The organism is Jatrophihabitans telluris, assembly GCF_023516435.1.
In the GTDB taxonomy this organism is placed as follows: domain Bacteria; phylum Actinomycetota; class Actinomycetes; order Mycobacteriales; family Jatrophihabitantaceae; genus Jatrophihabitans_A; species Jatrophihabitans_A telluris.
On sequence record NZ_CP097332.1, the window covers coordinates 3,299,438 to 3,317,212 of the forward strand.

The window sequence follows — 17,775 nt, forward strand, 5'->3', positions numbered from 1 at the left end:
TTAAAGTCCCTTGAGGAGTGAGGCGGCCGAAATTGCTGAATCTGCGGTGTCACGAAGCATCCATCCGGGCTTGCCCGGATCAGGCGTGTCCTTCGGACCGACGATGTATGTGGGGAGGCCCAGTCTGACCCGCTCTCGGATATCCTCGTCCAGTTCGGGCTTCGAAAGGACCGCGGCAATCGGCCCTGGGTATGTATGGATCAGGGGCGTAGCGGAGTCCGGATCGTCGCGAATGATCGGTGACTGAGTCACCGCTCGCTGCAGCTTGGCTGTCAACTTCTTGGAGGCACCCCAGAAGACATGTATTTGCCGCTGGGCGAGTCGGACAAGAAGTTGTTCAATGTCGTCGCCGTCGTCGTACCACGCGAACAGGGAGGCATTTCCCGACCGCCACGGCTCCATGGCATCCCCGCCCGCCCGCGGGCTCGGAAGCGGCGGACAGGGCTCGGGAGGGTGGATTCCCGGCGACGCCTGTGGCGCGCGACGGCACGCCGGACACCCCCGGCACGCCGGACTGGTGCCGAACGATCCGCCGTCGATCCTGACCCGATAGTGGCGGGCAACGGTCCGGCCGACGCACGCGCCACCATCGACAAGGGTCAGCAAGGAAGCCAGGGCAGCGCCCTGGGCGGTCCGAACCTCATCCCGTACGCGTCCTAGCGCTTCACGCCAACCATGCTCGCTCTGGTATACCCCGTTGACCAACTCAAACTCGATGAAGTCCTCGATCTGTTCGTTGAACGTCGTGCGAGCTTCCTGCTGCGCCTCTAGGGACTGGTCCTCGTCCGCAATGAACATCGGTACCCGCAGCCTTATAATCCCGGCCTGTGCCATCAAGACGAGCGTCTGAACATTCCATTGGGCGCTCCGACCGAAGCCCTCGAGCATGTAGGAGGGAAGGGTGCTCTTTCGTACTCGATAACGCAGATCTGTGAGCCGTACCCCCGATTGCAAAAGGCGGCGCCAGCGTTCCCAGCCCAACTTATCTCCGATCATGGAGACATCGTTGAGACTCGCCGCGATCCGGCCGTCACGGGGACCGCTGCACAGATAGGCGACCGATGGTCGTCCATCACGGCCGCTGCGGCCGACCTCCTGGTAGTACCGGTCGATGGTCTCCGGCAGGCAGGCGTGCACCACACTCCGAACGTTCGCCATGTCTAGACCCAGTCCGAACGCCGAAGTTCCCACCACGACATCAAGTGAGGTCGGAGAATCTTCGCCGTCTGTCTGGTAGCCGCGCCAGCGCTCCAACACCGTACGTCGTTTGTCGTCCTTCGACCGACCAGTCACACTCTCGACGCGAGCCAAGCCCGCCCCACGCAGACGAATGACCCATTCCTCGGCGTCAGCGACGGTCGTGGTGTACAGGATCAGCGGCCGCGGTAGGCAGCTGAGTGCCTCGAGGACATCGGCCTGTCGCGCCCGCTCATCGAGATGATTCGTCAGGAAGTAAGCCGGCTCGGTACGGATCTCCGAGCCCCACACCACCGAGACCGGGTCTTCGCCCATGGCAAACAGGCGGGTTAGCAGCTCTACCGGACGCTGCGCCAAGGTCGCGCTGAGCATCAGCACCGACGGCTTCTTACTCGCAGGAGCGCGCGCGTGCGCCTCCCTGATAAGTCCAGGCATGATTTGGAACTCTGGTCGGAAGTCAGTCCCCCACTGGTCGACTAGGTGTGCCTCGTCAATCACGATCTGCTGCAGGATCCCAGCATCCGCGCAGGCTAGGAGCGCGGGAGCGAGACCGGTCACGAACGCCTCCGGAGAGGTGTACAGGAGTCGCTGGCTGCCGTTGCGCACCGCGTCCCGCAACTGCCGCTTCAATTCTGGCGCGAGACTTCCGACGTAGGCGAACCTTCCGTGAGGGCTCAATTCCCGCCCACGCAGTTGCGCTTCCTCGCTGGTGCGACGCTCCATATCGAGCGCTAAGACCACAGTCGGGACGACCACGATCGTGACCCCTCGGTCTGACAACAGCGCCTTGGACCAGGCGACGGCGGTCTTGCCTCGCCCAGTGGGGAGCGCGACGACGAGAGAGCCGCCGTCGTTGAGCACCGCTGCCCGGGCAGCCTGACGTTGGGGTTCGCCTCGATAGTGCTCATAGCGGTGCGCAGTAGTCCAGAACGGGTCCGCCTCAACAAGATTGGTGAGGTCCGGATCGGCGTCGACGTACGCAGCAAGGACCTGCGAGATCGCAAGTTCCGCCGCGGGCGCCTGGTCGTCGGCAGAGCTAGGCGCCCAGTCGAGCGCGCGTACGGCACGAAGTCCGCCGACGATCTGGCCGGCGGCGCACTGCACGGCCTCCCACTGAGCACTCGTCGGCCAGGGAGGTCCTGCGGGCACCGTCAGCGCGGGATTGCCCGCATAGGTCACCTTTGCCGTGATCAGCACTTGTCTGATCAGGCATGCCAGATCGCGCCAACCCGCTTCAACCGTCCCAAGGTGGGGCAGCGCGTCGAGGGTGCGTCGGCAGGCATCGCTGACAACCAACCCGGACCCGCGCGCGTATGGCTCCGGCCACCGGTTCAAGGCGTCCTGAAGCACGGACAGATCGTCTCTAGACATAGTCCGTCCAGGACTGTGCGGAAACCACGACACAGCTGACGCTGCTCAGACGTAGCACCGGAGATGACACCGCGGTCGCGATGGCACGACTGGTAGCGATCTCCGCCTCTAACAAAGCCGAGTCCATGACGAAGCCGGCCGCGCGTGACCGGGCTCTGCTTTGTGCGATCAACATGTCGGCGTCCCCGTTAACCTTTTCCGCCGCTCGACGTGATGCTTCGACGACGTCGGAAATATGTTCAACGTGGTGTCGTGCGACGGAAAAACAACCCTCCGCTACCGCAGCCAGGTTGGCCTCGCCACCGAGCAGGGTGTGCAGCGCCGCGATACGATCCGGGTTCAGATTGACGTCGCCTTTGTCCTTCCTTAGCGGTTGGCTGAGGTACTCAGCGAAGGTAGGGTCAAGAACCGGGGAGCTCGTGTCCGACGGAATCCATACCTGCTGATATTGGGGCGGGAACGCCGTGTCAGCACGCCTCCTCGCGACTGGCTCAACTTCGCCGAGCCCGACCATCGCACTGACAATCGGGTCCAACGCGGCTTCGACGACGAAGTCGAATCCGAACACTGGGAGTGGCTCGAGTGGCCAGCGCGGATTGAGGCGCCACATGGCAACCGCCTGGCCCCGATCGTCTAGGTTGAGCAGCAGTTCGATCCCATCCATGAATGGATTCCCGCGGCGAAAGAGACGCCGGTCGCCGGCCGTCCAGCGATCGAAGACCCCGGTGCGCGAGCCTTCGACACGAAGCAGCCTGCTTAGTAGACGCTCACTCAGCAGTGGCTTGTTCTGATAGTCGCGTTCGAACGTCGTGCTGCCGTCGCGATTTGTGCGACCGACGAACCGAAAGCCTTCGTTACCTTCGATCAGGCTGCGGTAGGCGGCTTCGATGCCGGCGGAGTCCTCTTCGTAGCGGGCGATCGCGCTTGCCACCGCCTCGCCGTCGATCTGCGAGCCATAGCTGGACTCGAGCGCGTCGAGTTCGTTGACGCGGCGCTTCTCACGCTTGAGAGCCTCTCGAATTGGCTCGGCCCGTTCGACGAATTCGTCTAGGCCCTCCGTCAGCAAGACAGTCCAGAGTTCACCAACGAGGTCCTCCACGGCTTCGTGGAAGGCGGAGATGGAGCCACTGAAGATCTCGAACCCTCGGACAAGCACCTTCAGCCAGGATGCGGGGATCCCCGTGTGATCGTCGTCGGCGACAACGAACTGCGTGGTAGCACGCTGGTGCCCGTAGCGGTCGAGTCGGCCGATCCGCTGTTCCAACAGGTTCGGGTTTGACGGCAGTCGAACGTGGAAGGCTAGGTCCGCGTCTTGGAAATTTCGCCCGATCTCGCCGGAGTCGTCAACGACGAGCACTCCACCCGACTTCAGCCATGCTGCCGTCGCTTGTTCCCTCTCAGTTTCTGTCTGGCTGCGAACGTGGGCGTGGACATGATTCACGACGCCTTGGTTGACTGGGATGCGAGCAACCAGATCCCCTGCTAGCTCGCCACGCCCGCAGAAGGCGATCGCCTTCGCCGGCGCCTGGCAACGCTGCGCGATCGCAGTCGCCAACGCTTCCAGGCCATCGATGGGCATCTGGGCCCGGAGTATGTCTAGAAGGTCAGTCTCGAACTCAAGAACTGGGGCCGCGACGAGAGCTTCAGATTCGATCGCAGAAAACGACCCTGGGGTCTCACGGCCGTTGATCCGAAAATCCAAGACATTGCAGAGATCGGTCACCGGCCCACCGACCCGGGACAGCAGCACCGCCAGGACCGGACCAAACGGAACGGGGTCCATCTCGTTATCCAGAATCGCTTCCGCACAGCGATTGACCCAGGTGGCGATCGCAGCGGCCCCAGCTGATGCCTCCAGCGCCTCGAGTCGGATGACCTTTGGCCGGAGACGTCCCGTAAATTCGAATGGAGTTAACAGGCCTTCGTCGTCGAGAGTCTGCATTGCGACGACGTGCCGCCTGTTACGAATTACTCGATGGTGGAGTCGGTAAGTTTCGGACACATGTGTTCGGACCGCGGCAACTGCACGCCGGAGTTGCTCGAGGTCGACGTGTTTGGGGTCGGTGCCCGCGGGTCCATACACCTTCATCGCGCGTTGCATCACAGCTTGAACAGCCTCGTCGGCGGGGATCTGTCGCCGAATCTGATCGAATTGGATCTCCAGCAACTCCGGGTTGTCCGCATCCGGTTCCTCATCGAGTCCGAAAACGGCGGCCGCGAGCTCGTGTCGTGACTCAAGCAACCGCTCGAATGAGTCACGGTCTTCCCACCGAAACATTTGCGGGTCGAGCAGGTGAAGTAGGGCCAGATGGGTTGTCACGCCCCGGGAGAAAGGGGTGGCCGAGAGCATCAGGATCCGAGGTGCCCGGTGAGCCACCGCAGCCAACTCGCGATAGGGCGAGGCTGACGGACTTGCGGTACGCGCCAGCAAGTGGGCTTCGTCGATTACGAGCAGGTCTACGTTCACCAGAGCCGCCCATCCGCCGACGTCCCCGTGACCGACGATTCGGACCGGGCTCGATCCGTCGGCCGTCGGGAAATCGTCCAGGTGGAACTTGGTGTGTAGCTCCGCTTTCCACTGAGGTACCAGAGCGTCGGGAACAATAACGCCGATCTCTCGGCGGCCGGCCCCGTCGATCAACAGTTGCCGCATCACCATGCCAGCTTGGATGGTCTTGCCCATCCCGACTTCGTCAGCCAGCAGGTACCGCTGAACTGGATCGTGGATGATGCGTAGCGCGGCACTGATCTGGTGCGGGTGGATGCGCACAGAGGAGGACGTGATCCCCGTGGCAGAACCCGTGGCCGAACGCTCGGCTAGCAGCAGGCGTCGTACTGGTTGGCGGACGTCACGGTATCGAGGGGTCTCATTTGCACCCGCGAGCAGGACCTGCAGTGGATCGCGCGGAACCTTCTCCCATCGAACGAAGATCTGATCTTCGGGGATGTCGGTGTCCATCGAGGAGTTAGGCAAGCGCACGAAGTAGCCCCCCGGTCCGCCCCCCACGACACGCCCGGCACGCCAACGTCCTCCACCGTCCACGAAGAACACCCTCGTCTGCTCCCCCAGCAAGACTCGTCGTACATCGGGTAATGGAAGCCACCGTGACCCGACGACGGGTTCGGCGGCCGACTCGAAAAAGTCGACCCGCACCCGGCCGTCGCTGAGGTCACCAACCCTGCCAATCCCGGGCGCTCCGGTGAACGTGACAACGCAGCCAACGGACAGCTCCGACGGCGTCGGCGGTCCGTCACGTTGCATCCGCCCGTCTGACATTCCCAGACTCTAGCCTTGAGGTTCCGAGATCAAGAGCCGTGGCTCGTCAAGATCGACCCGGCGGTGCGTTGGCCATCACAAGGATCGTCCCGTCCCGCTTCCCTCGGGGGCAGAACGACGAGGGCGATCCTCGGACCGGCTAGCAGGTTGGCCCACCCGACGGGCCAGAGTCGGGCTTCTCGGCGTCCCAGCCACTCGCGCCGAACTGCCGTCTGACCAGTATCCGTGTCAGACCCCTGTGGTCGAATGACAGTAAGGTAGTTTGTGGCATAGCGGCACGGTCCGAAACTGCACTATCGAGGTCTCATCGAGGGTTGCAGTTTCAGGGTCAGGTCGAACGCAACCGCTTCGAGGAGGAACTTGTGACGACCAAGCCAGCGGTGATCCTGTTGAGTGGGGGGCTAGACTCGGCGACAGTCCTGGCGATCGCGAAGGACAAAGGTTTCGAGCCCCACGCGATCAGTTTCCGATACGGCCAACGTCACGACGTCGAACTTGACGCGGCCAGACGCGTCGCAGCCGCCAACAACGTGGACCGGCACGTGATCGCTGAGATCGACCTGCGTGTGTTTGGAGGATCAGCGCTGACGGCTGACCTTGACGTTCCGCATCACGCGAGCGTCGATGATCTTGACGATGGCGGCATCCCGATCACCTACGTCCCCGCGCGTAACACAATCTTCTTGTCGTTCGCGCTGGCCTGGGCCGAGACTCTGGGGGCCAGCGACGTATTCATCGGAGTCAACGCTCTGGACTACTCGGGCTACCCGGACTGCCGGCCGGAGTACATCGCCGCTTATGAGCAGATGGCGAACCTGGCAACCAAAGCGGGCGTCGAAGGCACTCAGCGACTGAAGATCCATACGCCTCTGATCAATCTCACGAAAGCCGAGACGATCGCCAAGGGCCTGGCTTTAGGAGTGGACTACTCGCTCACTCACAGTTGCTACGACCCTACAGTCAGCGGTCAGGCCTGCCGTACATGTGACTCGTGCCTACTACGGCGACGGGGCTTCGCAGAACTGGGGATGACCGATCCGGCGCTCGGTGTCGCGAGCCGCAGGCCGTGACCTACCGACTAAAGGAAATCTTCTACACATTGCAGGGCGAGGGTGCCCATGCTGGACGCCCTGCGGTGTTCGCGAGGTTCGCCAGTTGCAACTTGTGGACGGGCCAGGAGAAGGACCGGCTCCGGGCAGTCTGCCGGTTCTGCGACACCGACTTCGTAGGTATTGACGGACCCGGCGGTGGCCGCTTCGCGACCGCGGACGCGCTTGCCGACGCAATCGACTCCACCTGGGCGGGGCAGCCCAATCCTTCTGTAGAGCGGTATGTGGTCTGCACCGGCGGTGAACCGCTCCTACAACTGGACGCCCCAGCGATCGACGCCCTTCATACGCGGGGCTTCACTGTGGCTGTCGAGACGAACGGCACCCAACCGGCGCCGGTCGGGCTGGATTGGATCTGCGTCAGCCCGAAGGCCGACGCGCCGCTCGTGCTGGTCACCGGTGACGAACTCAAACTCGTCTACCCCCAAGAGACCGCCCAGCCCGAGAGGTTTGAGCACCTGTCTTTCGAGCGGTTCCTCTTGCAGCCCATGGACGGGCCTGACCAGGACAAGAACACCCGTCTTGCCGTCGAGTACTGCCTCGCCCACCCGCAGTGGCGTCTGAGCCTGCAGACCCACAAGTACCTAGGGATCGCATAGTGGATATCTTTCGCGAGTTCAGCTTCGAAGCCGCACACCGACTTCCGCACGTCCCGGAGGGACACAAGTGCGGGCGACTGCACGGACACTCCTACCGCATCGAGGTCCACGTGCGCGGCGATGTCGATCCGGTCACCGGCATGGTGATGGATTTCGCCGAGATCAAAGCCGCGTTCCGACCGCTTGAGGACATGCTTGATCATCACTATCTCAACGAGGTCGAGGGACTGGAGAACCCCACGAGCGAGAATCTCGCCCAATGGGTTTGGAAGCGCATCGAGGGAACCCTCCCGCTCTCGGGAATCGTGGTCCGCGAGACATGTACCTCCGGAGTCGCGTACCACGGGGATCAATCATGACCCTCGAGGACGTGCAGAACCGGCCCGACAGCCGCGGCATCGCGATCGACGCAGTCGGCGTCAACGGTCTGCGCTACCCGATCTCCGTTCTCGACCAGGCACTCGCCAAACAGGACACGATCGGCGAGATCTCCATGTCCGTAGCGCTGCCCGCAGAGGTCAAAGGCACCCATCTGAGCCGATTTCTTGAAATCCTCACCGAACACTGCGGCGAACTGACCCAGCGCACCATTCCGACCGTGCTCACCGAGATGCAGGATCGGCTCGGCACGACAGATGCTCAACTCACGGTGGCATTTCCCTACTTCCTGCCCCGGTCTGCACCGGTCAGCGGCGCCACGGCCCTGATGGACTATGCATGCCGCTTCCGCGCTCGACTCTCAGCGGTAGTGTCTGAGTTCGCCCTCCAGGTCGCGGTCCCGGTCACAAGCGTGTGCCCCTGTTCCAAGGCGATCAGCGACTACGGAGCACACAACCAGCGCGGCCTCATCACGATCGAGGTCTGGCCCCGTCAAGCCGACGGAGAGTTCGATCTCATCTGGATCGAGGATCTGATCTCGATCGCCGAAGCCTCCGCGTCGAGCCCGGTTTATCCGATCCTCAAACGCACCGACGAACGCCACGTCACCATGGCCGGCTACGACAAGCCGGTCTTCGTCGAAGACATGGTTCGCGAAGCCGCCCGCGAGTTGGAAGCCGACGATCGCATCGCCGCGTTCACCGTCGAAGCAGTCAACGACGAGAGCATCCACAACCACGGCGCATTCGCGCGCATCCACCACCCCGCAACCGCGCGAGCCTCCGAAACCGCGTGACTGCGATGAGTCCGCAACGCCCTCGCATCCACATCGTGGTGACGTGCACCAACCGCAAACGCCAGCCCGTGCCCGCAAAGTTGCATCTACGGGAAGTCACCGGCGTCCGAACTGAAACGCGCATCAACCACTGGACGCAGCGACTGACTTCGAGCGATGTTGGCACGGTTAGCGCTGAGGACCTCTACGCCGGCGAGCATTGGGACATCGCCCGTAATCTACCCAGCTCCGCGACTGGCTTCGCTAAGGCCACACTCTGGGTGGCGTCCGCTGGCTGGGGACTCATCGCAGCAGACGCCCAGATTCGCCCGTACTCGGCTACGTTCGCCGCAGGCCACGCGGACTCAGTTCCACCCGGCCGCGACGGCACACGAGCGTGGTGGAACGCAGTAGCCGCATGGTCCGGCCCGAACACGGCAGGTCCCCGCTCACTTACTGCGTTGGTTGCCGAGCACCCTCGCGACCGCATTCTGTTCGTACTCTCGCAGCCCTACTTCAGCGCTTGCACTGATGATCTCGAACGCGCCCTGGCCACCGCACGCGACGCCCAGGTCAGCATCGTAGCCGCCGGCGTCGCAGCGAACCCGCGCCTCGCCGGATGGCAACTACCCGCCAACGCCCGACTACAAGACCGCCTCGGTGGCACTCGCGGGGCACTCAACGTTCGTATAGCCAGCGCATTGCTCAATGCCGGCCTGACTGACCACGCCGCAATGCATCGCTACCTCACCCGATCGCTGGCGAAGGCTCCGTCGCTGACGGTGTACGCGAGAAGCCGACTCAGTGATGCAGCAGTCAGCGCGTTCATTCGAACCCACCACGCACAGGACTCGACCGTCAGTCGGACCGGACTGCTTCGTCAACTCCGCGACGCGGGCATGGCCTGCGAACAAAATCGATTTGCCGCGATACACGCCGCCACCGTGGGAGGCACTTCATGACCACACGGACCAAACGTCCCACCCTGGACCGGCGAGCGCTACGACTAGAACAGACGAACGGTACCTACCTGTATGTATTCAGCCTGACCGCGCCGGAGATATTGCAACTCGCTGGAATCTCCCGGGTCAGCCGCGACGAGGCCGGCGAACTCATCGGCTACCAACGACCCGAAGTTCGCAACCACGTCAACGAGATCGTCGAATACCTCGACAGCGACAATGTCGTGTTCCCGAACCCCATCATCATCGCGCTGCCCTCCACGGTCCGGTTCGTCTCCAGTCGCGGCACCAAACCGAACACGACGGATGAGGCTGCGTGCAACGGCACTCTCGAAATCCCGTTGCCGGTTGGCAACGAACCACAGCCTGGATGGATCGTCGACGGCCAGCAGCGCACCCTCGCCCTCGCCAAGGCTCGACGCCAAGACCTACCGGTGCTGGTGACTGCCTTCATCACCGACGATGTTGATGTACAGCGCGACCAATTCATGCGCATCAACAACACCAAGCCGCTACCACGCGGACTTGTCACTGAACTCCTTCCGAGCATCACCAGCCCACTGCCACCGCGACTAGCCGCGAGCCAAATTCCCTCTGCGCTGTGCGACATTCTCAACCGCGACGAATCGTCTCCCTTCGCTGGCCTCATCCGACGTTCGTCCACCAACAAGACCGAGCGGTCTCAGGCTGTCATCACCGATACCAGCATCGTGAAGATGGTGAAAGATAGTCTCAATTCCTCCGGAGGCTGTCTCTACCCGTATCGAAATTTCACGACCGGCGAGACGGACTCCCTGAGCGTCCTCCGGACAGTGACAATCTACTGGGCCTGCGTCCGCGAAACCTTCCCTGACGCTTGGGGGCTCCCGCCCGAGAAGAGTCGGCTCATGCATGGGGCAGGGATACGCGCGATGGGCCGCCTCATGGACAAGATCATGTCACCGCTAAACCTGGATGATGTGCTCACGTCGAAAGTCGTCATGGCCGAACTGGAACTCGTCGCGCCCTGCTGCCGATGGACCGCCGGGAGTTGGGACGAACTTGGCAGGTCGTGGGATGCGGTCGAGAACACCACGCGGCACATCAACGAACTTTCCAACTACCTGATCCGAGTCCACACCCAGGCCAAGATGGCCCGCCGATGAAATTCTTCTTCCCCGACAGCCAGGATCAAATCGACCCATCGTTTGACTTCATCAGCGAGGAACGATCGATCTATCGCGTCCGGCAACGCGATGACCACTATGCCCACGAAGCACTTCGCGCCTCGCCCTTCGACGGCTTGCTCGTCTCGAAGGCGATCGTCGACGGACTGCCCGGGGCGGCTGGCAAGTACACAGCCCCACAACGTCAGCGGCTCTATCGCGTTGGAGTCCGCGACTTCTTTCGCCTCGACGAGCGTCACGATCGTCGACTCGAGACGATGGGTGACTGCGGCGCGTTCACCTACGTGCGCGACGACGTGCCGCCGTACACCGCCGATGAGGTGGTCGACTTCTACGAAGGCTGCGGATTCGACCTGGGCATCTCAATCGATCACGTGATACTCGGCTACGACAAGACTGCAGACACCGACGCCAGTCACCCTCATCGGGATGGCTGGCAGCAGCGTCAACAGATCACCCTCGAACTCGCTGCAGAATTCCGCTCACGAGCCCGGGCTCGAAAGGCGCGGTTCACACCCGTCGGGGTCGCGCAAGGCTGGAGCCCAACGTCTTACGCTGCCTCGGTCTCGGCCCTGCAGAAGATCGGCTATAGCCGGGTCGCGATGGGCGGCATGGTGCCGCTGAAGACTCCAGACATCCTGGCGTGCCTTGAGGCAGTCAACGTCGTGCGCAAGTCATCCACTCAACTGCACCTTCTGGGCATTTCCCGATGCGAGAACGTCGAAGCCTTCGCCGCCAACGGCGTCACCAGCTTCGACTCCACCTCGGCGTTTCGGCAGTCGTTCAAGGATGACCACGACAACTACTACGCGCTCGACCGAAACTACTCGGCGCTGCGTGTCCCTCAGGTTGACGGCAATCCGAAGCTCAAGGCCCGCATCCGTGCAGGGCAAGTCTCCCAGGCGCAAGCGATCAAACTCGAGCGTCAGTGCCTGCAGGCAGTGCGCCGCTACGACACCGGCACCGTTACGATCGAGACCGTCCTCGAGTTGCTGAGGGAGTACGACCAACTATGCGACGGCCGCAAAGACCGCACGGCCTCGTACCAGCAGACACTCGAAGCCCAGCTATGGCGTGACTGCCAATGCGGCTTGTGCGAATCAGCGGGCATCGAGATCGCGCTTTTTCGTGGTTCGGAACGCAACAAGCGTCGCGGGTTCCACAACCTGCACGTATTTCGCCAGCGGCTCGCCCGCGAACTGGAAGGCACGGCAGCATGACGACCTCTCGGCGACGCGGCGACCTGACCTCGCCCCCGATCGAACAGGAACTTCGACTCCCCGCTCTGCAGGTACGGCAGGGACCCAATCGGATTCTGTACAGCTTTGCGGTCGACGGCAAAGAACTACCGCGCTTCGCGACGGTCTCCCGCATACGCCGCGACACCGATGCTGGTATCCAGGGGTACCAGCGACCCGAGGTGCTTTCGCACATCACCTCAATCCGCAAATACCTTGAGTCCGAGGATCCGATGATCCCGAACGCGATCGTCATCGCGTTCGACAAGCGCGTCCTGTTCGAACCGAGCGGGCCCGCCGACGCCTACGCATGCCCGGGCACCCTCGTCATCCCCATCGACGACCAGGGCGCCGACGCAGACAAGCCGGGTTGGGTCGTCGATGGCCAGCAACGCTGCGCCGCAATCCGAGAAGCGCGAGTCGAATCGTTCCCAATCTGCGTAACCGCCTTCATCACCGAGTCAGACGCCGAGCAGCGCTCCCAGTTCATCCTCGTCAACTCGACTAAGCCGCTGCCTAAGGGTCTCATCTACGAACTCCTGCCATCGACGGTCGGCGCACTGCCCGTTGCGCTCCAGGTCCGACGCTTCCCCGCAACCCTGCTGGAGCACCTCAACTACGACTCCGACTCGCCGCTACAGTCGCTGATTCAAACCCCGACGACGCCCGAGGGTGTCATCAAAGACAACTCCATTCTTCGGATGCTCGAGAACAGCCTCAGCGACGGTGCCCTCTACCCCTACAGATACGCCGGCACCGGCGAGGGCGATGTCGACTCCATGCTGGCGATGATCAAGGACTTCTGGACGGCCGTCCGCGATACATTCCCAAGCGCTTGGGCACTACCCCCCCGCCGGTCGCGTCTAATGCACGGGGTGGGAATCATCGGCATGGGCTACCTCATGGATGCCATCGGCGATCGGTATGCACACATCCGAACGCCCACAGTCGACGACTTCCGTTACGAACTAGATGAGATCGCCGATGTATGTGAATGGACCAGCGGAACATGGAGGTTCGCACCGGATCATCACCGCAAATGGAACGACCTTCAGAACACTCCCGGTGACATTCGACTGTTGTCGAACTACATCCTTGGGGAGTACCGCGTGCAAACAATGGGTCGGCGCGTGCGGAGGCAACAGCGCGCCTGACCAAATCAGGCGCCGGGCCGGGCCCTGACGCCTCCTCGACAGCAGCGACGACGAGGCACAGCGGGTCTACATCGTGAGCGTCGACCACAGAGCAGACATCTACCGCCAGCGCTGAACCGAGTCCCCCAGCTAGGAGGCCGAGCCATGCATGGCGAGACCTGCAGCACGCGCACCATCGAAACAGGCGGCCGCTCGCTCCTCGTCGAGTCCCCTGCGCCCGGGCCGCTGCACGACTTGTGCGCCCAGTGCCTCGATGCGCCGGCTCACCTGGGGGTGGCGGCTCAACAGCCGAGCGACCAGGCCCACTCGCCGCGGCTGTTGACCGGCGAGGACCTGCAGCGCGCCCGCCAGTTGCGGACCCACCCCGACATCGGCGGCATACCGATCGGCTGCGTACTCGCTGCGACGACTCACCGCGGCATCGGCCAGCGGACACACCACCGCGCACACCGCGACCGCACTGAGCACGATCGCGACGGCCCAATGTCGTTGCTGCACTGACGTGGACCCTGTCGCCGTTGTCGGTTCAGGTCGCCAGGGTTTGTAGGTTCTCAGGTTCGGGGTTCGGCCGCCAGGTGGCGGCGACCTCGGTCGGGGTGCGGTAGCCGATCCCGGAGTGGGGTCGGTGGTGGTAGTGCTGGATGTAGTCGGTGATCTCGGTCCTGGCCTGGTGGATGGTTTCCCATTCGGCGCGCCACGCGCAGCGTTTCTTGAACTGGCCGAACCAGGACTCGATGAAGGCCTGGGATTCGGGGTCGCGGTAGCCGCCACGGCGGTGGGTCACACCGCGCGCCGAGAGATGCTTGCGGAAGTCTCGGCTGGTGAACTGCGAGCCGTTGTCGCTGCCCAGCGTGAGCCGACCCGGTGGGACCTGCCGGTCGCGGATGCCCTGTTCGATGCAGGCGATGGCCTCCTGGGATCGGGTTCTGAGGTCGAGGCGCCAGCAGGCGACCTCACGGGTGCAGCAGTCCACGGCGACGTGCAGATAGACCCAGCCGTGGGCGGCGGTCCAGACCAAGGTCGCAGTCCAGATGCCAGAGCTCATCCGGTCGGGTGACACGGAAGTAGCCCGGCCGGCGCCGCCGGTCGGTGTTGCGGCTGCGCTGCAGCAGCCGGTGCTGGCGCATCACCCGCTGCACCCGCTTGCGGTTGACCGGCTCGCCCAGCTCGCGGGAGGCCAGGGCGGCGACCATGCGGGTGCCGTCGGTCGGGTTCGCCTTCGCGACCTCCACGATGGCCTCGTCATCGGCCCTGCCGCGGCCGGGGCCGGCTCCGGCCGGGCGTCGGCTGATCGGGCGATAGACCGACTGCCGGCTGACCTGCAGCACGCGCGTCACGACCGCCGGGCGGTGGCCCTGGGCGATCAGGGCGCGGGACGCAGGTGACGCGCTCGTTCACTCCCAGCCCCGCAATGCTTCCCCCGCGATGTCGAGCTCGTAGGTCTTGCGGCCCAGCGCCCGCTCCAGCTGCGCGATCTTCTTCCGGGCCTCGGCCAGCTCGGCCGCCTCGGGCGGCTTCTTGTCCCGCGGCGTGCCCAGCGCGGTCTTACCGCCCTCCAGCAGCCGCTCCCGCCACTGATAGAACAACGCCTCGCTGATCTCGTACTCGCGACAGACATCGCGCACCCCGCGATCACCGCGCAGGCCCGCCAGGACGATCTCGATCTTCTGCTCCGGAGTGAACATCCGGTACTTCCGGGTCTCGCTCATCAGCCCTCCCATGGGCGATCAGAGCGACCATCCTCCCAAAGAACAATCAGGAAGGAACCGTCAACGACCCACCGGGGTCCGCGTCACCGGGGTCACAAGGGTGTGCACCTTCCGACCGCCCCGAACGACCAAGGCGTCTCGACGGCAGTTCCGCGTTGACTCGTTGCAGCCGAGTGGCGGTGCACACCGAATTAAACTGGTTTCGGGCTCAAGTCCGGGCGGACGCCGCTCTTTCCGAGTCGACATCTTTAGCTACTGCCGCGCTCGCCACGGTCCCATCCACCGAGTGCCGATCCTTGGCGCTGATACATTCCCGAGTCACAGAAGCACTGCGCTGATGGCGTGGCCAAGTCTATCTATGAATTCGAGTGCAGTCGAGGCAGTCGCCTGGTTGATCGGATATCTGTGAAGTCTCGGAGGCGTCGGATCCAAGTCGGCCTCGTGGGCAATGAGATTGCGTCTGTCGATTATCAACTTCAGCTGATTTTTCACAACTTGATCTGGGTCTAGTCTTCCAACGCGAACGACACCGAGTTCACGCGCGACCTCCTCCCAGAGCTTAACGTCGCTAACTAGACGTACAGCATCCGCAACTTTGTCGGGGTGTTGGAACGATTGGGTCTTTTGTTGTTCTCGTATTTCGTTCTCAAGCCAAGCGCCCGAACTGAACCGAGATCGATCTGCCTCAAGAGCTTTGTGTACCGAATCAAGACTGACGCGGAAACGACTAAAGGCAGCGGGCCATGAGGCACGGGGGGAGGTTCGCAGGGATATCATGCGACTCCGAACTTCGTCGTGAATAAAGTAGTCAAACGCACTTACACCCTGAACAATTGACGCGCGATACATATCCGACACGTCAACTGCAGAACTAACAAGCGCAGAGATCGAAGCGGCTGAAGCGGCAATGTCAGCTGCGTAATGCATGTTCCTCTCGAAAGTTTGGAGCTCATCAACTGGCAACGTCGGCCGACCCAGAGGCGGTTACTACATTCATGACTCGCGTAGCAAGACTTTCGAACTGTTGGTTGAAAGCGTCGCGGGAAGTCTCCCAGTTCTCTTGCACCGAACCAACCGCACCAAGCTGTGCGGCCGACAAAGCAAAGACTGGCGTTAGGAATTCCTGCGACTTAGCGATTAGACTATTAAACTCTGCGATTTGCGCTAAGCAGAAGTCATCAGATATCCCGTTAGAGGCGTAAAGCTCCTCCGGCAAGAGCAAACCTGCCCCACCGAGGGCCGGTGCGAGTTTTGTTCGCACCGCTTCACCCACTTCGTCAATCCAGCGCTGAAACGCTGCAGCAGGTTGTCCTGCACGCGGGCGAAACTTTTGAATAATTGTGCCAATTAACTTTAGCCGTGGTTCGGGAAAGGGGTACGCGGCATCGCGCAGCACAGGCAGTGCCGACGCCTGCTGTGCCCATGTGTTCCACCTCGGCAACACGCGCGAGAGGGAGTCCATCGCCATGACCGAAAAGAAATCCGGAGCCGAGGGGATAATTACATAGTCGGAGGTAGAGACTAGATTCTGGTTAATTGGTCCGAGTCCTGGACTCATGTCGATCAGCACGACATCGGCTTCAATTGCCTCAGCACTACGGTCGATCATGAAGCTGAGGCTTCCCGGAAGATTCTTTAAGGCCTGAATTGCACCGCTTAGCTCTTGGGCGATACCCAGCGTCGTCTCGTACTCCGAGATTCGCAGGTCTCCCGCAAGTAGATATAGTCCCTCCCTTTGAGGGACTGCAGTCAGCGGAACCGGCTCTATCGGGCGGGGTTGAGCCTCGAAGGCGGGTACGACGCCGGATCGAATTGTTCCCCCTGTACCGTTGCTTAGGTTATAAAAGTCTTCAATTTCATTTGCCCCTGTGTAGCCGAGTACCATGCCCGTAAGGTTGCACTGCGGGTCAGCGTCGACTAGCACCACTCGGTGGCCCTGCGCGGCCAGCTTCCATCCGAGGTTGAAGGTAGTAGTTGTCTTGCTCACCCCGCCCTTGTGGTTGAACAGAGCAATCTTTACAACTGGTTTCGCATCGACGGGCATGCTCGAACTATTCCACGACAGTGGAACCATCGGCTGGCAACTCACCGTTGGGATCGGAGGGGATCTCGTCACGAGCTGTAGCCAGCCGAAGGCGCATGACCTGAGCGGCCGGTCGAGCACGATGACGACGACGCTCTGGCGCCGCATGCGCTCCGGCACCCCATACCGGCGCGCCACCGCGGTCACCGACGAGCCGTCAACACCTCACGGACCGCCTGATATCGCTGCTCCACCAACCCCGGCTCCACCAGCACGACGAACTCCCCTCGCTGCGAAGACCGCAACGCAGAGCCCGCCGCGGAGAGCTGGAGAGTGTCACGCACCTACCGGGACCACTGTCGCCCACCTACCGGAACCGCGTCCAGAAACTGTCGCCAAGGAGCCGAACACGACCTGTCCAGCATCAACCGGAGACGCACAACCGGGACAGCACAGAGCCCTCTGGCAACCAATGGCAACCAGGATTTTTTGGAGCTAGGGCCAAGTGCTTCTAGCCCTTTAGAAATGGGTGGAGCTGAGGGGACTCGAACCCCTGACCCCCACACTGCCAGTGTGGTGCGCTACCAGCTGCGCCACAGCCCCTTACCAATTCGCCCATCTGGTAACGGCGGGCGAACCGAAAGGAGAGTCTACACAGACGAAACCCTATCTCCGAACCACCCCTGTGTAGCCCCCGCATCCAGCCGCACGACCTCCCCGGTCACACCCGCCGGCCACGCACCGCACGCCACACATCACCCCAGGAACCACCCCAGAAACCACACCGAGGGCAAACCACACCTGAGAGATTCCGCCA

At 62.6% G+C, this 17,775-nt stretch carries 15 protein-coding genes and 1 tRNA gene; 8 read left to right on the forward strand and 8 right to left on the reverse strand.

Annotated features, from left to right (window positions below; translation table 11 throughout):
• Together dpdF and dpdE are read right to left on the reverse strand one after the other, a co-directional pair.
• A complete protein-coding gene (dpdF, locus tag M6D93_RS15200; protein WP_249770355.1) occupies positions 1-2,547 on the reverse strand; it encodes a protein DpdF in 2,547 nt (848 codons plus the stop codon).
• 13 nt (positions 2,548-2,560) lie between these two features.
• Positions 2,561-5,845 (reverse strand): protein DpdE, encoded by a 3,285-nt coding sequence (dpdE, locus tag M6D93_RS15205; RefSeq protein WP_347343499.1) that lies wholly within the window; start codon positions 5,843-5,845, stop codon positions 2,561-2,563.
• 389 nt (positions 5,846-6,234) lie between these two features.
• On the opposite strand from dpdE, the gene queC reads away from it, so the two are divergent.
• From queC to dbpB (M6D93_RS15245), 8 genes are all read left to right on the forward strand, one after another.
• Positions 6,235-6,915 carry a 7-cyano-7-deazaguanine synthase QueC gene (queC, locus tag M6D93_RS15210; protein WP_347343667.1) on the forward strand — a complete coding sequence of 227 codons (681 nt, stop codon included), beginning with the start codon at positions 6,235-6,237 and terminating at the stop codon, positions 6,913-6,915.
• Complete coding sequence (gene queE / locus M6D93_RS15215; RefSeq protein WP_249770361.1) at positions 6,912-7,553, forward strand: 7-carboxy-7-deazaguanine synthase; 642 nt, start codon at positions 6,912-6,914, stop codon at positions 7,551-7,553. The genes queC and queE overlap by 4 nt, the downstream gene beginning before the upstream one ends.
• Entirely contained in the window at positions 7,553-7,912 is a 360-nt protein-coding gene (queD, locus tag M6D93_RS15220; protein WP_249770363.1) for a 6-carboxytetrahydropterin synthase QueD, read from the forward strand. The genes queE and queD overlap by 1 nt, the downstream gene beginning before the upstream one ends.
• Positions 7,909-8,727 carry a GTP cyclohydrolase FolE2 gene (folE2, locus tag M6D93_RS15225; protein ID WP_249770365.1) on the forward strand — a complete coding sequence of 273 codons (819 nt, stop codon included), beginning with the start codon at positions 7,909-7,911 and terminating at the stop codon, positions 8,725-8,727. Before queD ends, folE2 begins: the two co-directional genes overlap by 4 nt.
• Before the next feature lie 440 nt (positions 8,728-9,167).
• Positions 9,168-9,668, forward strand: a complete 501-nt coding sequence (locus tag M6D93_RS15230; RefSeq protein WP_249770367.1) for a hypothetical protein — start codon at positions 9,168-9,170, stop codon at positions 9,666-9,668.
• Positions 9,665-10,813, forward strand: coding sequence for a DGQHR domain-containing protein DpdB (gene dbpB, locus M6D93_RS15235; protein WP_249770369.1), 1,149 nt, complete (start codon positions 9,665-9,667; stop codon positions 10,811-10,813). Before M6D93_RS15230 ends, dbpB (M6D93_RS15235) begins: the two co-directional genes overlap by 4 nt.
• Positions 10,810-12,054 carry a tRNA-guanine transglycosylase DpdA gene (gene dpdA / locus M6D93_RS15240; protein ID WP_249770371.1) on the forward strand — a complete coding sequence of 415 codons (1,245 nt, stop codon included), beginning with the start codon at positions 10,810-10,812 and terminating at the stop codon, positions 12,052-12,054. The genes dbpB (M6D93_RS15235) and dpdA overlap by 4 nt, the downstream gene beginning before the upstream one ends.
• Positions 12,051-13,226, forward strand: coding sequence for a DGQHR domain-containing protein DpdB (gene dbpB, locus M6D93_RS15245; RefSeq protein WP_249770373.1), 1,176 nt, complete (start codon positions 12,051-12,053; stop codon positions 13,224-13,226). Before dpdA ends, dbpB (M6D93_RS15245) begins: the two co-directional genes overlap by 4 nt.
• 129 nt (positions 13,227-13,355) lie before the next feature.
• Here the strand turns inward: dbpB (M6D93_RS15245) and M6D93_RS15250 are convergent, their stop codons facing one another.
• From M6D93_RS15250 to M6D93_RS15275, 6 genes are all read right to left on the reverse strand, one after another.
• Entirely contained in the window at positions 13,356-13,724 is a 369-nt protein-coding gene (locus M6D93_RS15250; protein WP_249770375.1) for a M48 family metalloprotease, read from the reverse strand.
• A gap of 28 nt (positions 13,725-13,752) precedes the next feature.
• Entirely contained in the window at positions 13,753-14,244 is a 492-nt protein-coding gene (locus M6D93_RS15255) for a DDE-type integrase/transposase/recombinase (RefSeq protein WP_249770377.1), read from the reverse strand.
• Entirely contained in the window at positions 14,180-14,563 is a 384-nt protein-coding gene (locus M6D93_RS15260) for an IS3 family transposase (RefSeq protein ID WP_249770379.1), read from the reverse strand. The genes M6D93_RS15255 and M6D93_RS15260 overlap by 65 nt, the downstream gene beginning before the upstream one ends.
• 57 nt (positions 14,564-14,620) lie before the next feature.
• Positions 14,621-14,935 (reverse strand): transposase, encoded by a 315-nt coding sequence (locus M6D93_RS15265; RefSeq protein WP_249770381.1) that lies wholly within the window; start codon positions 14,933-14,935, stop codon positions 14,621-14,623.
• 952 nt (positions 14,936-15,887) lie between these two features.
• Positions 15,888-16,979, reverse strand: coding sequence for a ParA family protein (locus M6D93_RS15270; RefSeq protein WP_249770383.1), 1,092 nt, complete (start codon positions 16,977-16,979; stop codon positions 15,888-15,890).
• A 509-nt stretch (positions 16,980-17,488) separates the two neighbouring features.
• A tRNA-Ala gene (locus M6D93_RS15275) sits at positions 17,489-17,561 on the reverse strand.
• Between the last annotated feature and the right edge of the window lie 214 nt (positions 17,562-17,775).